We start from the raw sequence: 19,413 nt of genomic DNA on the forward strand, positions 1-19,413 counted from the left end.
CCCCGCTCGCGGGGAGAGGGGACGTGCCAAACGCAGCGTCGAGGCTGGGGAAGCCGGTGCGGCATGTCCCTTCGCCCCGTTCACAGGGAGAAGGTGCCGGCAGGCGGATGAGGGGCAGGCTCCAGGAAAAACAAGAAGCAGCCGGATGATGGCGGCTCAAGGGAACAAGACTATGCAAGCAGATTTCGTCATCATCGGCTCGGGCTCCGCCGGCTCCGCCCTCGCCTACCGCTTGTCGGAAGACGGCAAGAATAGCGTCATCGTCATCGAGGCAGGCGGCAGCGATTTTGGGCCGTTCATCCAGATGCCGGCAGCACTCGCCTGGCCGATGAGCATGAAGAGGTATAACTGGGGTTATCTGTCCGAGCCGGAGGCAAACCTCAACAACCGGCGCATCACCGCGCCGCGCGGCAAGGTGATCGGCGGTTCCTCCTCGATCAACGGCATGGTCTATGTGCGCGGCCATGCCGAAGACTTCAACCGCTGGGAAGAGCTCGGCGCCAGCGGCTGGGCCTATGCCGACGTGCTTCCCTATTTCAAGCGGATGGAACATTCGCATGGCGGCGAAGAGGGCTGGCGCGGCACGGACGGACCGCTGCATGTGCAGCGCGGCGGCTTCACCAATCCGCTCTTCCAAGCCTTCGTCGAGGCCGGCAAACAGGCGGGCTTCGAGACGACGGAGGATTATAACGGCAGCAAGCAGGAAGGTTTCGGTCTGATGGAGCAGACCATCTTTTCCGGCCGCCGCTGGTCTGCTGCCAACGCCTATCTGAAACCGGCGCTGAAGCGGGACAATGTCAAGATCGTCTACGGCTTGGCGCAGAGGATCGTGATCGAGGACGGACGGGCGACCGGCGTCGAGATCGAACGCAACGGCAGGATCGAGGTGGTGAAGGCGAACCGCGAAGTGATCGTCTCGGCCTCCTCGTTCAATTCGCCGAAGCTCCTGATGCTGTCGGGTATCGGTCCCGGCCAACATCTGCAGGATATGGGCATAACGGTGAAGGCCGACCGGCCGGGCGTCGGCGCCAACCTGCAGGACCATATGGAATTCTACTTCCAGCAGGTCAGCACCAAGCCGGTGTCGCTCTATTCCTGGCTGCCATGGTTCTGGCAGGGGGTGGCGGGCGCCCAATGGCTGCTCTCGCGCGGCGGGCTCGGCGCCTCCAACCAATTCGAGGCCTGCGCCTTTCTGCGCTCGACGCCGGGGCTGAAGCAGCCCGACATCCAGTATCATTTCCTGCCGGTGGCGATCAGCTATGACGGCAAGGCGGCGGCGAAAAGCCACGGCTTCCAGGTTCATGTCGGCTACAACCTGTCGAAATCGCGCGGCAGCGTCAGCTTGCGCTCCGCCGACCCCAAAGCCGATCCGGTGCTGCGCTTCAACTATATGAGCCATGCCGAGGATTGGGAGAAATTCCGCCACTGCGTGCGCCTCACCCGCGAGATCTTCGGGCAGAGCGCCTTCAACGACTATCGCGGGCCGGAGATCCAGCCGGGCGAAGGCGTGCAAAGCGACGAAGAGATCGACGCCTTCCTGCGCGAACATTTGGAAAGCGCCTACCACCCCTGCGGCACCTGCCGGATGGGCGCCAAGGACGATCCGATGGCGGTGGTCGATCCGCAAACGCGGGTGATCGGCGTAGAGGCCTTGCGCGTCGCCGACAGCTCGATCTTCCCGCATGTCACCTATGGCAATTTGAACGGACCCTCGATCATGACCGGCGAGAAGGCGGCAGACCACATTCTCGGCAAACAGCCGCTGGCACGCTCGAACCAGGAACCGTGGATCAACCCACGCGCGGCGGTCAGCGATCGATAAGAAGCGAGCCGTCAGACGGCCGTGGTTCGTTTTTTCAACTCGAAGAGACAAGGGCCCTCAACGCTATTCGAGAGCCCCGATCACTCAGGCAGTGCGGTAGGATGCGAGCCAATGTGCGTAAGGGGCAGGCAATGTCCAGGACGGACGCTCGACACCGAGCTTGCGCGCGGCTTCGTAGGGCCAATGCGGATTGGCGAGCATCGCTCTGCCGATCATAACCAGGTCAACCTGTCCGCTTCGGATGAGTTCATCCGCTTGCTCCGGCTGAGTGATGTTCCAACTTGCGGCACCGGGGAGGCCAGTGGCCTTGCGGACTTGATCGGCGTAAGGCGCGATGAACCCTGGACCCCAGGGAATATTGGCGGCCGGGGTTGAGAAGCCGAGGCTGACGTCGATGAAGTCGAGGCCGGCCTTCTTAAATTTTCCGACTAGATCGATCGCGTCCCGCAGGGTTTCCTGGTCGCGACCGTCAAACTCGATGACGCCGAAGCGAGCAGTCAGAGGACGATCCTCGGGCCAGACTTCACGAACGGCCGCCAGCGTCTCGAGGAGAAAGCGTCCACGGTTATCGGCGCTGCCGCCATATTCGTCGTCGCGCTGGTTCGAATGCGGCGAGAAGAAGCTCTGGCCGAGATAGCCGTGAGCAAAATGCAGCACGAGCCAGCGGAATCCGATGTCGCGCGCGCGGATCGCTGCAGCGACAAAATCGCCGCGGACGCGATCTATGTCGGCCTTCTTCATGGCGCGCGGTACCTTCGCCAAGCCGCCGCCGAACGCGATGGCGGACGGTGCGATGGTTTCCCAGCCGCGCGAGTCGCTATCGGCGATATGATCGTCGCCTTCCCAAGGACGGTTTGCGCTGGCCTTGCGGCCGGCGTGGCCGATCTGGATCCCTGCGACCGCGCCCGCCTTCTCGATGCTGGCGACGATCGGCCCAAAGGCCTCGGCCTGGACATCATTCCAAAGACCGGTACAGCCCGGCGTGATCCGCCCCTCCGGAGAGACAGCCGTGGCTTCGACGTTGACGAGGCCAGCGCCACCGCGCGCCAAGCTTGTGAGATGGGCGGCGTGCCAGTCGTTCGGAACGCCATCAATCGCGGAATATTGGCACATGGGAGATACCGCGATGCGGTTTCGGAGGATGACGCCTTTCAGCGTGAATTGGTCGAACAAGCTGGGCAATGGAATCTCCTTAAAATGAATATCAATCAACCGCACGGATCTGCCGACGCCCGCTGGCGTACGGGTTAATCCGTGCGCTCGATCCTTCGGGGTGTCTAGACGGCACGGTAACGGGGCGCAGGTTCACCGGTCTGCGTCGCGGCGAACAGTGTGGATCGGGCGTGGTCGAACTTGTCCCACAGACTGGCGTCGGCAACGGATGGCAGCGTGATATCTTCGCCCTTGTCGAAACCGGCCAGGGCGGCGTCGACCAGGTTTTCGGACGTCATGACGGTCGCCTGGTTGAGCGACGCCAGCGGTACGCCCGACAAATCCCAGAGTTCCGTCGCCGTGGCCGCCGGCATGACGAGTTGCAGGCGGACATTGGTCTCGGCCAGCTCCTGCTGCAGGCCCCGGCTGAAGTTCATCACATAGCCCTTGGTGCCGCTGTAGATCGCGCTGATCGGCAGGGCATGAAAGGACAGGACCGAAGCTACGTTGATGATCGCGCCGTGGTTGCGGCTGAGGAATGCAGGCAGAACGGCGTGTGTCAGCCGCGTGAGCGCAGTGACGTTGAGTGCGATCATCGCGGCCGCGTCTTCCTCAGCGGTCTTGGCGACCGGAGCCAAGGTCGAGTTGCCGGCGTTGTTGACGAGGAGCGTGATCGCTGAATTGTCCTTCAACACTTTTTCGACGCGGGTGAGGTCGGCGTCTTTCGTCAGGTCGGCTTCCACGACCTCGACTTTCGTGCCGTGGGCAGCGCCGAGCTTGTCCGAGAGCGCCTTCAAACGATCGGCCCGCCGGGCGACGAGGATGAGGTCATACCCCTTTTCAGCGAGGCGCGCCGCATAGATGGCGCCGATACCAGCGGAGGCGCCGGTGACGAGGGCGACGGGCTTGAGCGATGATGCAGACATGTCAAAATCCTATTTGGTTGAGTGCTCAAGTTTACGTATGGTCGCGATGCCGTCTTGTCAATGGATGAGCCCTCAACTATTTTACTGGGATGGGCAAAAAACTTTCGATTGGCGATCCAGGGGAGGAGTTGCGCGCGGGCAGGCTGAGCCCGCCGGAACTCCTGGCCGAACTCGTGTGCACAAACACCGCCCTCCGGCGCGCATCACGGCGGTTGGGGCAGATTTATGATGACGCAGTGGCGCCGACCGGCCTGAAGGCCACCCAGGTCGGGCTTCTGACCCAGATCGCAGCGTTGCACGAGGGCAGCCATGGATGGCCAACCTTGCTATTGCTCGCCGAGCGCCTTGCCGTCAGCATTTCCGCTTTGACCCACGCCCTTCGCCCGCTCGTCCGGGACGGACTGGTCGAGCTTATGCCTGACGAACATGATGGCCGGACGAAGCACGCAATGCTGACGACGTCCGGCGAGCAACGCCTGCACGAGGCATTGGCCCTTTGGGCTGATGCCAATCAGCGCGTTGAGGTGGTGCTGGGTCCTTCCGCAGCTGCGCTTCGCGCGCTGGCCGATGACGTCGCCTCTCCGGAGTTCCTGGAAGCTTATGAAGCTCGCCGCATGCTGAGAGGCTGACTGTGGGATGGGCGCGGCAGAGGATTCGGGCGATGAATTCGAACAAGCATGTTGAAGCCGCGGTGCCGCGCAAGCCTTCGGACGGGGTGCGCGTCGCCGACAGCTCGATCTTCCCGTACGTCACCTACGGCAACGTGAACGGACCCTCGATCATGACGGGAGAGAAGGCGGCCGACTATATCCTCTGCAAACAACCGCTGGTGCGCTCGAACCAGAGCCGTGGATCAACCCGCGCTGGGCCGTCAGCGACAGATAGTCAGTGGTAATCTTCTTCGCGCTGGTGACGGACGGCGAGGACAATGACGCTCGTTTCGTTCATCACTTTGAAAAGAATGACATAACCGGCTGAACCGAATGGTAGGACGAGCTCGCGCAGCAAAGGATCATCCGCAGAGGCGCGTCTGGCCATAAGCGGGAAATCCTGAAGTATCATCAAAGCTTTTTGGATGGCGTTGAGGGCACGTTCCGCCAAATCCGGATCACGTTCGATCAGAAAATCGGCGAGCCGGTCCAGATCTTCATAGAAGGTCTGGGTATACTTTAGCTCGAAGGTCATTTCTGCTGTGCGGCTTTACGGGCTTTCGCCTTTTCAAGCTTTTCGCGCATCAACTCCTGAATGTCGCCCGTTGTATAAAATACACCGGTCCGCTCCGCGTCGGCCAAGCCAGCCAGACCGCGCGCGATGAACTCCGCTTGGGTCTTTCTATAATCGATTTGGCGGCGAAGAGAGTCCTCTATCAGCGACGACAGGCTCTCGCCTTCTTTCAAAACGCTTTCGGCGGCAGCACGCAATTCAGGATCCACGCGAAGGGACGGGAGCGATGCGGTTTTCATAACTTCCTCATGCGTTGCAATTGCAATGCAATATGGTGGATCATCGTGTTCTATTCAACTCCCCTCCACTATCAGAGAAATCCGATCCAGCGTCCCGCCATAAGCGCGGCGATCCATGTCGCCGCCGACAGAGCCGCAGAAACTCTTATGGCAGGGCGCAGAATGCCGACCGTGGTTGCGGTTCGCCAACCCTGCCCGGTATGCACCGCCAGCACGTTGAGCAATCCAAAGGCGATCAGCCCGAGCTTGGCAAGAAAAGCGGGATTGCCGGCATATTCGACCGCCCGGACGCTGAAGAGACAGAAGCCGGTGACAATAGCCGCGGCAAGGCCGACGCCGGCGGCGCGGGAGAGAAACGGGGCAACGACTTCAACCGGCACCTTGCGGAAGAAGCCGGCGAGCCTCAGATCGAGCGGCAGGATGGCGCCGATGAGAAGACCGATCGCCAGGATATGGGCTGCGTTGACGAACATGTAGAGTGTTCCGGAGCGCCGGAACGCGACCGCAGGTGTCGTTGCCGACAGCCATTCGAGAATGTCGATCACAGCTCAGTTCGCCCAAGGTCAGTTCGTCTTGATGCGGTCTGGATAGATGTCGTAGCGCTTTTCGCCAATGGTAAGGCGCACCGCCTTCAGCCGCTTCTCTTTTGGATCCTGCGAACGGTTTCCAAGGACCACCACTTGGTCGCCAGGCTTGGCCACACCTTCAACGAAGCCGGAGCGTTCCGTCTGGCGCGGATTGCCGAGTTCGACGAGCCAGGCGCCGTCATCGGCGGTGGCGACATCGAGCGTCGGATGCGGTCCGCCCATGGAGATCTTCTCGATGGTGCCGCGCAGTTCGATTTGATCCGCCTCAGCCCACGACCAGCCGTGATGAGCGGCAGCACCTGTGGCTAGGGCCGCCGAGAGGATGGCCGCAGCCACTACTCGCTGTGCTGAAATTCCAAACATGATATTCTCCCTACCAGCATGAGCAAGCAGGTGGAGCATCCCGACTGGAAGAAAAGGGATTTCACCAAATCTTGAAGCAAGAGGCGGGCGTATGCTCAAGCCAGCAACCGGGTGACTTCGGCGCTGTGCTTTGGGGCGATGGCATCGGCGATGGTCGTTGAGAACAGCACCTTCCGGGTGGCGTCTGCGACCTTGGCGAAGACATGGCGGATCTGGCAGTTCTGTTCGCCGTCGCAATCGTCGCACCGGCGGTAGGCGGTGATCGACAGGCACGGAAGCGGCGCGATCGGGCCGTCGATGATGCGAAGGATCTCGCCGAAGGTGATGGTATGGGCGGGCTTCAGCAGGAGATAACCGCCCTGCTTGCCGCGACGGCTGGCAACGACGCCGTGATGTTTCAGGTCGAGCAGGATCTGTTCGAGGAACTTCTTCGGGATCTTCTGCTGCGCCGCGATATCGGAAATCATCACCGGTTCGTCGGCATCGGCATCAGCCAAGACCGTGAGCGCCCGCAGCGCATATTTCGCCTTTTGCGTAATCATTTTTGACCATCGACACACACAGGCGGCGCGAATTTCCGCACCGCTACGGAAGTACTTTTGCCTCTATGGCACAACCAGCATGAACGGAATTTGAACGCGCCGGAGAAAGCCTTGAGAGACAAGCGTTTTGGCCTTGTTTTTCGCCCTCGGCCAAGCTCTCTTAATCTATGCCAAAACCGCGCCTTCCGCACCATTTTCGGCATCACTTCAGATTTCGGATTGACAGGCTGCGTGTAACTCTACTATTTCTATAGACATTCGAGCTGCCGATGTGGACTTTCGTCCGCAGGCGGCTGCTTTTCTGCATCGCGGCAGCTTCGGAGAGATATTTGCTCCTCCGGCCGCAGCTTTCGAAATCCCTTTTTCTGTCCGATCCATGCGTGAACTGCGATACTCCGGTCAACAAAGGACAGGATTATCATGACTGCTATCAATCCGATTGTGGAAGACGGGCCGATTGCGGAAGAAGGACCGATTGCGGAAGCCCAGGCGCTGAACGACAGGCTGGCAGGCCTCGACCTTGCCGGACGTCTGTCGCTGGTCTCCGGCCTTGGTGGCCGCGTGGTGTTCACGACGTCACTCGGTATCGAGGACCAGGTGATCACCGCCGAGATCGGTACGCACCGCCTGCCGATCGATGTCGCGACGCTGCAGACCGGCCGGCTGTTTGCCGAGACGCTGTCGCTGATCGAAGAGACCGAAAGCCAGTACGACATCCATATCCATCGCTTCGAGCCCGAGAAGGCCGATATCGACGCCTATGCGGCGCAATACGGCCTCAACGGTTTCTACGAGAGCGTCGAGGCACGGCACGCCTGTTGCGGCGTGCGCAAGCTGAAGCCGCTTGCGCGTGCCCTCGACGGCGCTGCGATCTGGATCACCGGCCTGCGCCGCGGCCAATCGGCCAACCGCGCCGAAACGCCCTTTGCCGAATATGACGCCGAACGGCACCTGCTGAAGGTCAATCCGCTCGCCGATTGGGACCTGGAGGCGATCAAGGCCTTCGTTTCCGCAAATGGCGTGCCGGTCAATCCGCTGCATCAGCGCGGCTATCCCTCGATCGGCTGCGAGCCCTGCACGCGGGCGATCAAGCCCGGCGAGCCGGAACGCGCCGGCCGCTGGTGGTGGGAGCAGGACGAGACGCGCGAATGCGGCCTGCATGTCGCCGAAGAGGCCGCAGCGATCGCCGCACAGTAAATCACCCCACGGCTTTCCCAATCAGGGCGCGGCGACCGCCGCAGCCTTGGGAAAGCCAACATCAAGGAATTGTTTTGCGGTGAGCCGCAACGACCGATAGCCTGGAGTAAGACATGCCCGATAGCCGTCCGGATACGGAACTTAGCAATCCGCAGAGCGCCAAGGCGCCGCTCGACCCGCATCTGAAAGCGCTGGAAAACGAATCCATCCACATCTTCCGCGAGGTTGCGGCCGAATTCGAGCGTCCGGTCATGCTCTATTCGATCGGCAAGGATTCCTCGGTGCTGCTGCATCTGGCGCGCAAGGCCTTCTATCCCGGCCGCGTGCCCTTCCCGCTGCTGCATGTGAACACCGGCTGGAAGTTTTCCGAGATGATCGCCTTCCGCGACGAGACCGCGAAGAAGTACGATCTCGATCTGATCGAGCACATCAATCCGCGCGGCAAAGCCGAAAACATCACGCCGTTTACGCATGGATCAGCCGCCTTCACCGACATCATGAAGACCGAAGGCCTGCGTCAAGCGCTCGATGCCGGCCAGTTCGACGCCGCTTTCGGCGGCGCGCGGCGCGACGAGGAAGCCAGCCGCGCCAAGGAGCGCATCTATTCCTTCCGCACGCCCGATCATCGCTGGGATCCGCGCAACCAGCGGCCGGAACTCTGGAACATCTATAACGGCATGATCCGCAAGGGCGAGAGCGTGCGCGCCTTCCCGCTGTCGAACTGGACAGAGGTCGACATCTGGCGCTACATCCAGGCCGAAGACATTCCGTTGGTGCCGCTTTACTACGCCAAGAAGCGGCCCTTCGTGGAGCGCGACGGCATGATGATCCTGGCCGAGGATCCGCGCCTGGAACTGCTGCCCGGTGAAGTCCGCCAGGAAGGCATGATCCGCTTCCGCACCCTCGGCGACTTCCCGCTGACCGGCGCCATCCGCTCACAGGCCACCACCCTCGAAGAGGTGATTGCCGAACTCGAAATTGCAACGGTGTCCGAACGCCAGGGCCGCGCCATCGATCGCGACCAGTCCGGCTCCATGGAAAAGAAGAAGCGTGAAGGATATTTCTGAGATGACCGCAGCCCAAACCGCCGTCTCGGCCGCCACCGTCGTCACCCTGCCCGCCGCCGAGCAGCAGAAAGCTCTGCGCGACTCGCGCCCGCTGCGCCTCATCACTTGCGGCAGTGTCGATGACGGCAAGTCGACCTTGATCGGCCGCCTGCTCTGGGACACCAAGGCGGTCAAGGAAGACCAGGCCGCCACCCTGCAGCGCGATTCCACCGGCAAGCAGAACGATCTCGGACTGCCTGACTTCGCGCTGCTGCTCGACGGCCTGCAGGCCGAGCGCGAACAGGGCATCACCATCGATGTCGCCTATCGCTATTTCTCGACCGACAAGCGCTCCTTCATCGTCGCCGACACGCCCGGCCATGAGCAATATACCCGCAACATGGCGACCGGCGCCTCGACCGCCGATCTCGCCATCCTGCTGGTCGATGCGCGCTTTGGCATTCTCGAACAGACGCGCCGTCACGCGACGATCGCCTCGCTGCTCGGGATCAAGCAGTTCGTGCTCGCGGTCAACAAGATCGACCTCACAGGCTACGATCGCGCCGGCTTCGACAAGATCAGCCATGACTTCCGGGAATTTGCCCTGTCGCTCGGCGTCAAGCAGATCACCGCCATTCCGATGTCGGCGCTGAAGGGCGAAAACGTCGTCTATTCCGGCCAGGCCGCCATGCCCTGGTACAGCGGCCCGACGCTGGTGGAGACACTGGAGCTTGCCACTGTGCGCTCGTCGCAGACGGTCGGCTTCCGCCTTTCGGTGCAGCGCGTCTCGCGCCCCGGCGAAAGCTTCCGCGGCTATCAGGGCACGGTTGCCGGCGGCTCGGTCAAGCCGGGCGACAGCGTCATGATCCTGCCGTCCGGCATGGTCGCCAACGTCTCGAAGATCGTCACCTTCGATCTCGTCCGCAATGCCGCCGTTGCCGGCGACGCGATCACGCTGGTGCTCGACCGCCAGGTCGACGTGGCGCGCGGCGACATGATCGTCTCGATCGACGCCCAGCCGCAGGTCGGCCTTGCCTTCGACGCGCAGATCGTGGCGCTGCAGCCTGAGGGTATCGAGCCCGGCAAACGCTACTGGCTGAAGAGCGGCAGCCGCCGCCAGCGCGTGCAGGTGCAGCCGCTCAGCCAGCTGGAACTGAAGACCGGCACCTGGAACGCCGCCCAGCGGCTCTACATGAACGCCATCGGCAAAGTCCGGCTCGTCTTCGACGAAGCGGCGATCTTCGACCCCTATGAGCAGAACCGGCTTTCCGGCTCCTTCATCCTGATCGATCCGGAGACCAACAATACGGTCGCCGGCGGCATGGTGACCGGCAAGCGCACGGAACTCGGCGGCCTGCACAATGGCGAAGCCCGCGTCATCCTCTCGCTTCCGGCCGACCTTGCCGAGCAGATCATGGCAAGCGAACTCTTCGCCAGCCGCAGCCACGAGGCCGAGGTGCGGCGCATGACGGCAGCCGAAGCGGCCGACCTCTGGTCGAGCGCTGCAAGCGATATCTGACAAGGGATAAGGGATAAGGGGCCAGCAAGACTGGCCCCTCACCGCAGCCGAATTCGCTGGCTGTAGGGCTGGCGGGTTCCCTGTCGAGCGGCAAAGAACCGTTCAGAACCTGAGACTTTGCGATAGCAGCTTCGTGTCCGCTTCCGGCCGACAGTGTTGAAAAGTCGAAAATCCGGGCTTAACTTCCGCTACGCGGCCCCACACTGCTTGAACGCAAAATTGGCTGGTCGCCCAGCTCAATTTTCTGTGTCGGCCTCTACGGCCGCTAAAAAAATCAGAGTTTGCAGAAAACGGACTTTTTCAATTCACGATTCGCTGTTTACCGCTTGCCCGCGGGCCAATGTGGGGCCATTCTTAGATCGGATCCTGGCGGTGCGGTAAGACGAGAGGTCAGGCCCTGCAACGCTCAATCTCGACCTCGAAGCACTGCCTTTTCTCGACTGATCCCCGAGCGAGGAGGTTGTCCATGTCCACGAGCTATGTCGACCATCCGCTACAACCGGGCGACCGGGTTCCGAACGTTGTGTTTGATGCGATCTCGCGCGAGGGGAAGATCGCACTTGATGATTTTCGTGGCCGCAGCCCATTGTTGATCGGTTTGTTTCGAGGGCTGCATTGTCCGTTCTGCCGGCGCCATGTCGCGGCCATGGCATATCTCAACCCGATGCTGCGTGAGAAAGGCGTCCAATCGCTGGCGGTGGTAAACACCCCAGTCGAACGCGCGCGGCTCTATTTCCGTTACCATCCGATACCCGATCTTCTTGCTGCTTCCGACCCGGTACGGGCTTCGCACCAAGCCTTCGGCCTACGCGAGGTCGGGATCGACACGGCCATGGCGATACTGATCGATCTTCCGGGCGAGTTGCCCGAGCCTATGGGCGTGATGGCAATGGACGAATTTCTCAACAAGAAGGAAGGATATCAGATTACGGAAGCCGATCAGCAAATGATGACTGCCGACCACGGGCAGCTTGTCGGTCAGTTCCTAATCGACCGGGAGGGCATCGTACGCTGGAGCTTCACTGAAGTTCTGGAGGCTGGGCTCCAGACATTCCAGGCACCGAATTCCCAGGAATTGATGTCGGTCGCTTCCCAAGTCGTGCATTAACAACGAAAAACTCGCTCGACGCCCAGCCGCCCGGGTGGTGCTCAGTGGGTCACTAACGACTACACTCCGCCCTTGGCTATTGATCGCTAGTGGAATTTGAAATCCAGCTTGCCGCAAAGAAACCGATCAGAACCTAAGGCCGTGCGATCAGGGCTCCGCATCCGCGTCCGGCCCGAAGCGATCAGATGGGCTTTCCTCTAGACTTCGGCATTCCGCGATCTACATTTGAGCTTCTGTGGGCCTGAAATTATATCAGGTCTCAGCCCCTTCGCATCGCCCACCCTAACCATTTGCGGTTCGGGCCTGCACTTCATCCCCCATTCAACGTATTTTCACCGTGCAAGCGGGAGGATTTTCCATGGCCAATGCCCAATGCGCCTGCGGCGCTCTGCGACTGATGCTCAGCGAGCCGCCGCAATTGACTGCGCTGTGTCACTGTCTGGCTTGCCAGCGCAGGACAGGTGCGCCGTTTAGCGCAAACGCTTTCTACTCGATGGGCTGTGTCGAAATATCTGGCGCGTCTACAGAATTCATTCGTACTGCCGAGAGCGGTCGCAACGTCCGAATGCATTTTTGCCCAACCTGCGGCTCGACCGTCTATTGGAAGGCCGATGCTGCGCCGTCCTGGATCGGGGTGGCGGTAGGTTCCCTCGCCGACCCCGCCTTCGCGCCACCTGCCCTGTCAGTCTTCGAACAATCGAAACATAATTGGGTGCAGCTTGACGAAACAGTAGAGCACTTTCAAAGCCTTCCAATCGCTAATTAGAATGAATGGACGTGGAAAGGTTGGGCAGCAAAGCTCTTTCGCTACCTGCATGCTAGACAACCATTTCGCTGAGATCGCGAATAAGTCCGCCAGGGCCTTCCTCGGCTGCAGCGTCTACGCCAATCTTCGTGAGCCAGCACCACATGCTGACCCGATGGAAAAGAGTGTAGAGCCAAAGCGCCCTTTCGGTATCCGGGTGATCGACCGAGCCGTAACCTTCCAGAATGGGCTGATAGCTGCGCGGGTCTTCATGTGCACAGCAGAAAAGGGCCTTGGCCAAGTCGAAGAGCTTATCCGCAGCGCGTGCATTTCCAAAATCGACAAGCCCGCTCAATTCAAGTCGGCCAGCCTTGCCACGTAACGCCAATACATTGCCCTGATGAAAATCGTCGTGGGCGAGGACTGCGCCATCGCTTGCGTCAAGAAAATCGAAGCTGCCCTTAGCTGCTTGTTGCAGACGGCGTGCCAGCTCGGGATCGCCGCCAAGGGCGCGAAACCGCCGAAACACATCGTCAAACGCTGCCGTCATGTAGTCTGCGTTCGTGGGTACCGGTTTGTCGATGCCGTGGCCAAGCACATAGCCATACGCAGGCATCGGTACCGCATGAATGCGTCTCAGAAGCTCTCCTATCTGGCGATAGACGTTTTTGATATCAGGCTCGGCCATCCAGTGGCGAAGCGAGCGGCCGGGCAAGTGGGTCAACAAGGAATAGCGTAGCGGCAGAAGAGACCGAGATTCATCGACGCGCAGCCAGGTGGGAACCGGCGGCGTCAAATCCTTGAGCCAGCCCGCTACGAGCGCCTCCTTCGAAGGGCCCCACTCGGGCTCATCCGGATAAGTCTTGAGAACCAGCGACCCATAATCGGAATTCGCAAGATCAATCTTATAGACCTCGGTGCTCCCGCCCTCCAGCCGGGAGAAACCGCAGATGGTGAGATCGGGCTCAAGGTGCTGGATGAGTTGCAAGACAGTTTCAGCGTCAAGTTCGAAAGTCATCCTTCGTCTTTTCCCGAAGCGATCTCATTTCCTTCGTGAAGCGCAGCTCCGACGACCGGTGCGAGCCAAGGTTCACGTCGAATGTTCCACACTTCGACCATCGGGCTGATAGCGTAAGGCGCTTCATCAAGCGTCCCCAGAAACACTTCCACGCCGTCATCGAAGAGAAAGAAGAGCCGAGAACCACAGGCAGGGCAGAAGGACCTTTTATCGAAAGTGCTGATTTCCCCGGACATCTGGAATTGCCAACGATGCCAATTTGCCGTTGCGGAGAAGGCGGAGCCAGTGATCTTTCTGCATGTCTTGCAGTGGCACAACCCCGACTGATAGGGCTCGCCTCGGACCTCATAACGCACTGCACCGCACAGGCATCCACCCGTTCGTATTGCTTCGACTGGCATGTTCTCCTCCCGCTTGAAAGTTGTGACGACAAACTAAAGACAACAGCGGTGAGATATCAATGACGGCAATGGGCGCAATCCTGAGAGGAACTCTGCCGGACTGCGACCAGTTCAATGGCTGCCTCTGCCCCTTTGCGGCCTAACGGACTGAGCGGGCTACTTCCCGAGAGCGTTTTTCAGCGCATCGACGACGACGCGGACGGAGGGGACGTCCTTGATGTCCGAATGGACAACCAGCCAGACCTCTCTTGTCAAAGCCTGTTCGCTCTCAATGCGCTGGAGACCGCCGGACTCCGGGGCGGCGAAATCAGGGAGCATGACGACACCGGCGCCAAGGCATGCGGTTGCGGCCTGAAACTCCAGAACGGACGACCGCACGGCGATCGGCCGGCCGGCGGCCAGTTCGATCAGCCGCAGCTGCTGCGGCGAGGCGTTCATGGTTTCGTCGTAACCGATGAAGGTCCAGTCCGATGGTGGAACCGTTTCGAGATAGGTCTTTGATGCGTAGAGATGGAAGCTCGTCTCGCCGAGCTTGACGATAGAGTAATCGCCGTCTTCCGGACGCGACATTCGCACGGCAATATCCGCCTCTCGTCTGTTCAGGGAGGCGAGGCGCTTTTCTCCGACAAGCGTGATCTGGACCCCGGGATGGTCTCGCCTGACGGCGGCGATCGGCTTTGCCAGCAGCACGCTTGAGAGAGCGGGAGGCGCGCTGATCCTCACATGGCCACGCAATTCCGTGGTGCTGCTGCGGCCAAGCTGCTCGATTGCCGCAGTCTGCGCCGCGACAAGAGCTGCGTGCCTGGCAACCTGCTCTCCCTCCAAGGTTAACGTGATGCGCCGTCCGCGGCGGTCTACGAGCTTGCGACCGAGACCGGCTTCAAGCGATGAAACGCGCCGACTGATCGTTGCGTGTTCGACGCCGAGCTGCTTTGCCGCACCAAGCAACGTTCCGGACTGCGCGAGCGCCAGGAAATGCCGAAGGTCGTCCCAGTCGAGTTTTGTGAATTCTCTCCCAATCATTGTGAAACAATAGAGAATTTTCACACATCACGCCATCGCCTAATTTGTGCCCATGAAGGAGCACGAGAGATGACCAACCAAATCGTATGGCTGAATGCCCCAGGTGACGTCACCCAGTTCCATGTTGAGGAGCAGCACCATTCAGAACCTCCCGGTGATGGCGAGATAAAAATCCGTCATCAGGCAATCGGATCCAACTTTCTCGACGTCTATCACCGAAAGGGCATCTATCCGATGCCGTCCTACCCCGCGGTGATCGGTGCCGAGGCGGCGGGCATCGTCGAGGATGTCGGTCCTGGCGTCTCCATGTTTCAAAAGGGCGACCGCGTCGCCTATGCCGGGCCGCCGGTTGGCGCCTATCGCTCCACCAGGAATATTGTCGCCGAAAGGGCGATCAAGCTTCCGGATGCCGTTTCGGCGAAAACGGCAGCGAGTTCGCTCCTCAAAGGCATGACCGCCTACATGCTGTTGAAGAAGACCTATGATGTGCGCGCAGGCACCCAGGTTCTGATCCATGCGGCCGCGGGCGGGCTTGGGAGCATCCTCGTTCGTTGGGCGAGATCGCTCGATGCCACGGTGATCGGGACGGTCGGCTCTTCCGAAAAGGCCGCACTCGCCGCATCTTATGGAGCCGATCACCTTATCGTTGGACGAGACGCCGACATCGTCGCGGAAGTGAAGCGGCTCACGAACGGGCTTGGTGTCGACATCGCCTATGACGGGATCGGCGGCGACACGCTTCTCAAAAGCATACGCTCGGTCCGCCCATTCGGCATGGCTGTCACCATCGGTCAGGCCGCCGGTGCTATTCCACCGGTGCCTGTCGAGGAACTTCGCCCGGGCAAGGCGCTCTGCCATCCGAGCATCATGGCCTGGAGCGCCGACGTCGGACAGTATCGCGAGGCTGCCCTGGCTGCCGTCGGCGCGATGGAAGCAGGGATCGTTTCGCAGATCGGTGCCGAATATCGTTTGGCCGATCTTGCAAAGGCTCACGAAGAGATGGAATCCGGACGCTCGGCGGGCAGTATCCTGCTGATCCCTTGATTGCTCAGAGTCCGTTATTTCGGCTTACGCAGATCGAGAGATCCAGTCGGAATAGGAACCACACTGGCAAGTCGTTGGCCTACCACCGCACCGATTGTGGCAACCCCGGAGGTCGTCCTGGATGCCGGTTCGATCTGGCGAAGAAACAGTCCGCTATCATCTGCAAGAGATCCGATAGTAATCATCGGCTCATCGTCGACGAAAAGTATCAGTCCAATGCCGGATCCAAGCTTATCCTCCACCCTGCATGGCAGGGCTCGCAGTACGGTCTCTGCGTTTGTCGAAAACAGGGATTTCACAAGCCCGCCAAGTGCTTCGACCTTATTGACGAACGGCCGCACGACAAGCGTGACCGCTTCTTCTTCAGATAGAGTGAGTTCGACGGAAAACTGAGCCGGCGCAGAACCGGTTGGCAGGCAAGCACTATAAAGCTGAAAAATCGCGGCACGGGCAAAATTCAAGCGTGTATCATGGGATTCGGCTTCGACGATTGATTGGAGAAAGCGTGAAGAGTTCACTGCCGGATTCCCTCTTTCGAATCGGGATAGCCCGATGATGAGTCAATATACGATACCGCTTCTGGGAGCGAGCCGTCCGCATTATTCATATTGCCAACTGCCGACCTTCGAAAATCTCCAGTTTATCCCCCGATATCCTGGATATACCGCGAATATTTGGCGAAGCTAGAGACCCAGTTTAGATCGCAAGAAAATATGGATGCATTAGGTCAATACTCTGGCGTGTTGAGATCGCTATCACTCGTCCGTTCGCGCAACCATCCCGGTTGGCGAGCGCGCTTCCGATCGTCGTGTCACGCGTGTTTTCGTCTTGAAATCGGTTTCCGCCTTCGAATCCTGGACGGCGGAATGGCTTCGGTGGCCCTGATTATTGAAGCTTGAGGGCGGCGCCGCGCAGAGCGTGCCAAGCAGGGCTTCCATCGTTATGAATGTCGAATTTGTCATAATCGTCCTCAGGATAGAGGCCCGAGTCCTGGGTGCTGGTGAGCCGCCAGACCACCCAGCCTCCGCAATCCGAGGTGGCGATGGTGTTCAGCCACGTTTCATAGGCATTTGCCTGATAGGCATCGGATCGGGGAATTCCAAATTCCTCCAGGATCACCGGTTTTCCGATACTTCGTCCGATCGCGCAGTATTCGCGAATGCGGGCATCGAAATCGGAATGGCTCATTTTGACGTAGGATGGATAGCCATGCCACGTGCCGAAATCGACGCTCGGAATATTCATATCCGCCAGCTTCTGATCCATGTTCCCATGGCCCGTCGTTACCAGTTGTTTCGGTGCCAGGGATTTGACATAGGCTGACATTTCCGACACCCACTCATAAAGGAGCGGTTTGGGATGGATGTCAGGTTCGTTGGCCAGATCCCAGGCAAATATGGTGGGGTCATCGGAATAGCGCACACCGGTAATCGTGTTGACGCGCGACAGAACATGCCGGACCCATGCCTTGTAATCGCGTCGGGTTCGCGGATCAGCGGCAAAAAACGTGTATTTGTCCGAACTCCCGTACCAGGCGTTCATCTGTTGGGCACCGCCGGTGTAGGCCCAGAAATCGACGAATGCGAGGATCAGCTTGAGCTTGCGCTTCGCCGCTTCGGCGATGAGGTAATCGACCTTTTGCAGGCCGTCAGGTCCGTCGTTGGGAACCATCTTGTTGGTTATCGGATCCCAACTCATCATATAGATGCCCTTGGTTCCCAGATTGCTGGAATCGGCCGTGCTTTTTGAATTCCAGATCGTCGGCACCTGGCCGTCCAGCGACCCTATAACCGGTTGCAGGAAGGTGCGCACCACATTGGCACCCATTGCCGTGGCATCGTCCAACACACGGGTGACCTCGCCTGGCGAGCCAAATGTCAGATAGTGGTTGTTTACGCCGGCCACCCGAAATGGCTTGCCGTCCAGAAGGAAGCCCCCCTCTTTCGTCGTGACGAAAGATTGCTGCGCAGAGGACTGTGCGTCCGCAGATCCGACCTGAGCAGACCAAAAAAGCGCCAGCGCCGCGGCGCCGATAGCGAAATTCCGGAAATGATGAATACGCCTCATGCGAAGAAACTCCCTTTCAAGCCCGTGACGCAATTCCGATTTGGTCTGTCTCGTCGAGGGAATTGCCGTATGTCGAGACACCGGCAGCCGCTGATGGCGCGATGGCGGGCTGCGTCGCAGTGTGCCGTGTGGCCCAATACAATGCCGGGCAAAGAAGCAGGCCTTCCAGCGAAACAGCAATGACCCAGAAGTTGGCTGTGCCTGCGATCCCGAATTGCGCACCAGCGACGGCGGCCGCGATCTCCAGCATCGCACCGCCGGTCAGAACGAGCGTAGCAAAACCCAGGCGCCGTCGGACACGTTGAACCGCCAGATAATGATACTTCAACGCCATTCCGAAAGCGGCAACGCCAAGAAACTGCAGGCCATTTCCTGCAATCACGGCATAGGCCGGATTGAATATCCAGAGCATGAAGCCTGACAGGAAGAGGAACGCCAAGGCGGTCGCCGCGCAGACCAGCATCGACAAGCCGAGCGACAGGCGCAGGCGCGAAGGAAATAGCTCCGGCTCCCGCATAGCGATGGCAAACAACACCGAGGCGAGTGACCCAGGGACGAGAAGCGCGACGTTCAGCACCGTCCAGGCGGCATAGAAGGCGGCGTTGATCTCAGCGGACAGCATCACCGTGACGACGAAGGGCAGCAGCAGCGCCGGCGCCTGCACAGCCATGCTGAGCGTATGATGGCCGAAAACCTGTCCGAGCACCGGGCGGAAGGCGCGGATTTCCGGCCGGTGGAAAACGCGCCTGCCGGCATAAACAAGAAGCCCGGCCACGACGACCAGCGAGACAAGCTGCCCGGCAAACCAGGTGGTGAAGATCGCCAGTTCGCTGGTCGCCCGGCCAAGTGTCAGGCCGAGAGCGATCAGTAGAAGAAGCTTGCTGGCGGCGAAGACGACATTTCGGGCCAGTTGAAGGCCACTGCGCAGAAGGCCTACCAGGGCTTGGTCGAGCACGAGGGTCACGGCCGTCAGAGCGCAACCAGCGACGAAGAAGAGATCGGTCGCGGAGGAACCGACGATCGAGCCAAGCTGCGTCGATGTACAGGCTGCGATTCCAAGATAGATCAGCCCCACGGCGATGGAGGCGCTGAACGAGGCCAGGAGGGCGCCCGTCAGAAAGGGGCCCGCTCTTTTCTGACGGCCTATCTCGCCCATCAGGAAGGGCCCGAGACCGACTTCACCGAGATTCGCGAGGAGATTCATCAACGATATGGCGGCGGCGGCGAGCCCAACAGCTTCGGCCGAGAAGGAGCGTGCCGCGAACCACCAGTAGACGAAGCCAAGAATGGCTGTCATCAACGTTCCAAGCCCCAGCATGCCTGCATTGAGGAGCAAAACCGCCTGATTCAACAGGAGGCTGCGGACTTTAGTCATGGCGGCGCTGAGGGT

General features: G+C 60.1%; 21 protein-coding genes and 1 pseudogene. 9 read left to right on the top strand and 13 right to left on the bottom strand.

What is annotated here, in order from left to right:
- Positions 1 to 172 precede the first annotated feature (172 nt).
- Positions 173 to 1,822 carry a choline dehydrogenase gene (gene betA / locus OIU37_RS13005; RefSeq protein ID WP_264257654.1) on the top strand — a complete coding sequence of 550 codons (1,650 nt, stop codon included), beginning with the start codon at positions 173 to 175 and terminating at the stop codon, positions 1,820 to 1,822.
- Between the two features lie 84 nt (positions 1,823 to 1,906).
- On the opposite strand, the gene OIU37_RS13010 is transcribed toward betA, so the two are convergent.
- The gene (locus OIU37_RS13010; RefSeq protein WP_264257655.1) at positions 1,907 to 3,004 is read right to left on the bottom strand and encodes an NADH:flavin oxidoreductase/NADH oxidase; all 1,098 of its coding nucleotides are present in this window, start codon (positions 3,002 to 3,004) and stop codon (positions 1,907 to 1,909) included.
- Between the two features lie 95 nt (positions 3,005 to 3,099).
- Positions 3,100 to 3,900 (bottom strand): SDR family oxidoreductase, encoded by an 801-nt coding sequence (locus tag OIU37_RS13015; RefSeq protein ID WP_264257656.1) that lies wholly within the window; start codon positions 3,898 to 3,900, stop codon positions 3,100 to 3,102.
- A gap of 89 nt (positions 3,901 to 3,989) precedes the next feature.
- Between OIU37_RS13015 and OIU37_RS13020 the strand changes: the two genes are divergently transcribed.
- Both OIU37_RS13020 and OIU37_RS13025 read left to right on the top strand, forming a co-directional pair.
- Positions 3,990 to 4,529: a MarR family winged helix-turn-helix transcriptional regulator gene (locus tag OIU37_RS13020; protein WP_131623906.1), complete on the top strand. Its 540-nt coding sequence runs from the start codon at positions 3,990 to 3,992 to the stop codon at positions 4,527 to 4,529.
- A gap of 80 nt (positions 4,530 to 4,609) precedes the next feature.
- A pseudogene (locus OIU37_RS13025) lies at positions 4,610 to 4,785 on the top strand (choline dehydrogenase); the annotation flags it as partial.
- Here OIU37_RS13025 and OIU37_RS13030 read toward each other — a convergent pair.
- The 5 genes from OIU37_RS13030 to OIU37_RS13050 form a co-directional block, all read right to left on the bottom strand.
- On the bottom strand, positions 4,786 to 5,085 hold the full coding sequence (locus OIU37_RS13030; protein WP_264257657.1) for a type II toxin-antitoxin system RelE/ParE family toxin: 300 nt from the start codon (positions 5,083 to 5,085) through the stop codon (positions 4,786 to 4,788).
- Positions 5,082 to 5,363, bottom strand: coding sequence for a YlcI/YnfO family protein (locus OIU37_RS13035; RefSeq protein WP_264257658.1), 282 nt, complete (start codon positions 5,361 to 5,363; stop codon positions 5,082 to 5,084). Before OIU37_RS13035 ends, OIU37_RS13030 begins: the two co-directional genes overlap by 4 nt.
- A gap of 71 nt (positions 5,364 to 5,434) precedes the next feature.
- Entirely contained in the window at positions 5,435 to 5,908 is a 474-nt protein-coding gene (locus OIU37_RS13040; protein WP_264257659.1) for a DUF6644 family protein, read from the bottom strand.
- An 18-nt stretch (positions 5,909 to 5,926) separates the two neighbouring features.
- Entirely contained in the window at positions 5,927 to 6,313 is a 387-nt protein-coding gene (locus tag OIU37_RS13045) for a DUF6152 family protein (protein WP_264257660.1), read from the bottom strand.
- 95 nt (positions 6,314 to 6,408) lie between these two features.
- Positions 6,409 to 6,855, bottom strand: a complete 447-nt coding sequence (locus OIU37_RS13050; protein ID WP_003546399.1) for an Rrf2 family transcriptional regulator — start codon at positions 6,853 to 6,855, stop codon at positions 6,409 to 6,411.
- 420 nt (positions 6,856 to 7,275) lie between these two features.
- Here OIU37_RS13050 and OIU37_RS13055 point away from each other — a divergent pair, with 420 nt between their 5' ends.
- The 5 genes from OIU37_RS13055 (at position 7,276) to OIU37_RS13075 (ending at position 12,491) form a co-directional block, all read left to right on the top strand.
- Entirely contained in the window at positions 7,276 to 8,052 is a 777-nt protein-coding gene (locus OIU37_RS13055) for a phosphoadenylyl-sulfate reductase (protein WP_240602226.1), read from the top strand.
- A 113-nt stretch (positions 8,053 to 8,165) separates the two neighbouring features.
- On the top strand, positions 8,166 to 9,119 hold the full coding sequence (cysD, locus tag OIU37_RS13060) for a sulfate adenylyltransferase subunit CysD (RefSeq protein WP_003546395.1): 954 nt from the start codon (positions 8,166 to 8,168) through the stop codon (positions 9,117 to 9,119).
- Between the two features lies 1 nt (position 9,120).
- A complete protein-coding gene (gene cysN, locus OIU37_RS13065) occupies positions 9,121 to 10,617 on the top strand; it encodes a sulfate adenylyltransferase subunit CysN (protein WP_264257661.1) in 1,497 nt (498 codons plus the stop codon).
- 466 nt (positions 10,618 to 11,083) lie between these two features.
- On the top strand, positions 11,084 to 11,725 hold the full coding sequence (locus tag OIU37_RS13070; RefSeq protein WP_264257662.1) for a peroxiredoxin-like family protein: 642 nt from the start codon (positions 11,084 to 11,086) through the stop codon (positions 11,723 to 11,725).
- A 358-nt stretch (positions 11,726 to 12,083) separates the two neighbouring features.
- The gene (locus OIU37_RS13075) at positions 12,084 to 12,491 is read left to right on the top strand and encodes a GFA family protein (RefSeq protein WP_171601220.1); all 408 of its coding nucleotides are present in this window, start codon (positions 12,084 to 12,086) and stop codon (positions 12,489 to 12,491) included.
- Between the two features lie 52 nt (positions 12,492 to 12,543).
- Here OIU37_RS13075 and OIU37_RS13080 read toward each other — a convergent pair whose 3' ends face one another.
- From OIU37_RS13080 to OIU37_RS13090, 3 genes are all read right to left on the bottom strand, one after another.
- Positions 12,544 to 13,488 carry a phosphotransferase family protein gene (locus tag OIU37_RS13080; RefSeq protein ID WP_264257663.1) on the bottom strand — a complete coding sequence of 315 codons (945 nt, stop codon included), beginning with the start codon at positions 13,486 to 13,488 and terminating at the stop codon, positions 12,544 to 12,546.
- Positions 13,485 to 13,889 (bottom strand): GFA family protein, encoded by a 405-nt coding sequence (locus OIU37_RS13085; protein ID WP_264257664.1) that lies wholly within the window; start codon positions 13,887 to 13,889, stop codon positions 13,485 to 13,487. Before OIU37_RS13085 ends, OIU37_RS13080 begins: the two co-directional genes overlap by 4 nt.
- A 156-nt stretch (positions 13,890 to 14,045) precedes the next feature.
- A complete protein-coding gene (locus OIU37_RS13090) occupies positions 14,046 to 14,912 on the bottom strand; it encodes a LysR family transcriptional regulator (protein ID WP_206679617.1) in 867 nt (288 codons plus the stop codon).
- 69 nt (positions 14,913 to 14,981) lie between these two features.
- Here OIU37_RS13090 and OIU37_RS13095 point away from each other — a divergent pair, with 69 nt between their 5' ends.
- A complete protein-coding gene (locus OIU37_RS13095) occupies positions 14,982 to 15,956 on the top strand; it encodes a quinone oxidoreductase (protein ID WP_264257665.1) in 975 nt (324 codons plus the stop codon).
- A gap of 14 nt (positions 15,957 to 15,970) precedes the next feature.
- Here OIU37_RS13095 and OIU37_RS13100 read toward each other — a convergent pair whose 3' ends face one another.
- The 3 genes from OIU37_RS13100 to OIU37_RS13110 form a co-directional block, all read right to left on the bottom strand.
- A complete protein-coding gene (locus tag OIU37_RS13100; RefSeq protein ID WP_264257666.1) occupies positions 15,971 to 16,474 on the bottom strand; it encodes a hypothetical protein in 504 nt (167 codons plus the stop codon).
- Between the two features lie 367 nt (positions 16,475 to 16,841).
- Positions 16,842 to 18,023 carry a cellulase family glycosylhydrolase gene (locus tag OIU37_RS13105; protein ID WP_264257667.1) on the bottom strand — a complete coding sequence of 394 codons (1,182 nt, stop codon included), beginning with the start codon at positions 18,021 to 18,023 and terminating at the stop codon, positions 16,842 to 16,844.
- A 16-nt stretch (positions 18,024 to 18,039) separates the two neighbouring features.
- Positions 18,040 to 19,320, bottom strand: a complete 1,281-nt coding sequence (locus OIU37_RS13110; protein WP_264257668.1) for a hypothetical protein — start codon at positions 19,318 to 19,320, stop codon at positions 18,040 to 18,042.
- Between the last annotated feature and the right edge of the window lie 93 nt (positions 19,321 to 19,413).

Origin of the sequence: Rhizobium sp. BT-226 (assembly GCF_025847085.2) — a bacterium.
Classification (GTDB): Bacteria; Pseudomonadota; Alphaproteobacteria; order Rhizobiales; family Rhizobiaceae; genus Rhizobium; species Rhizobium sophorae.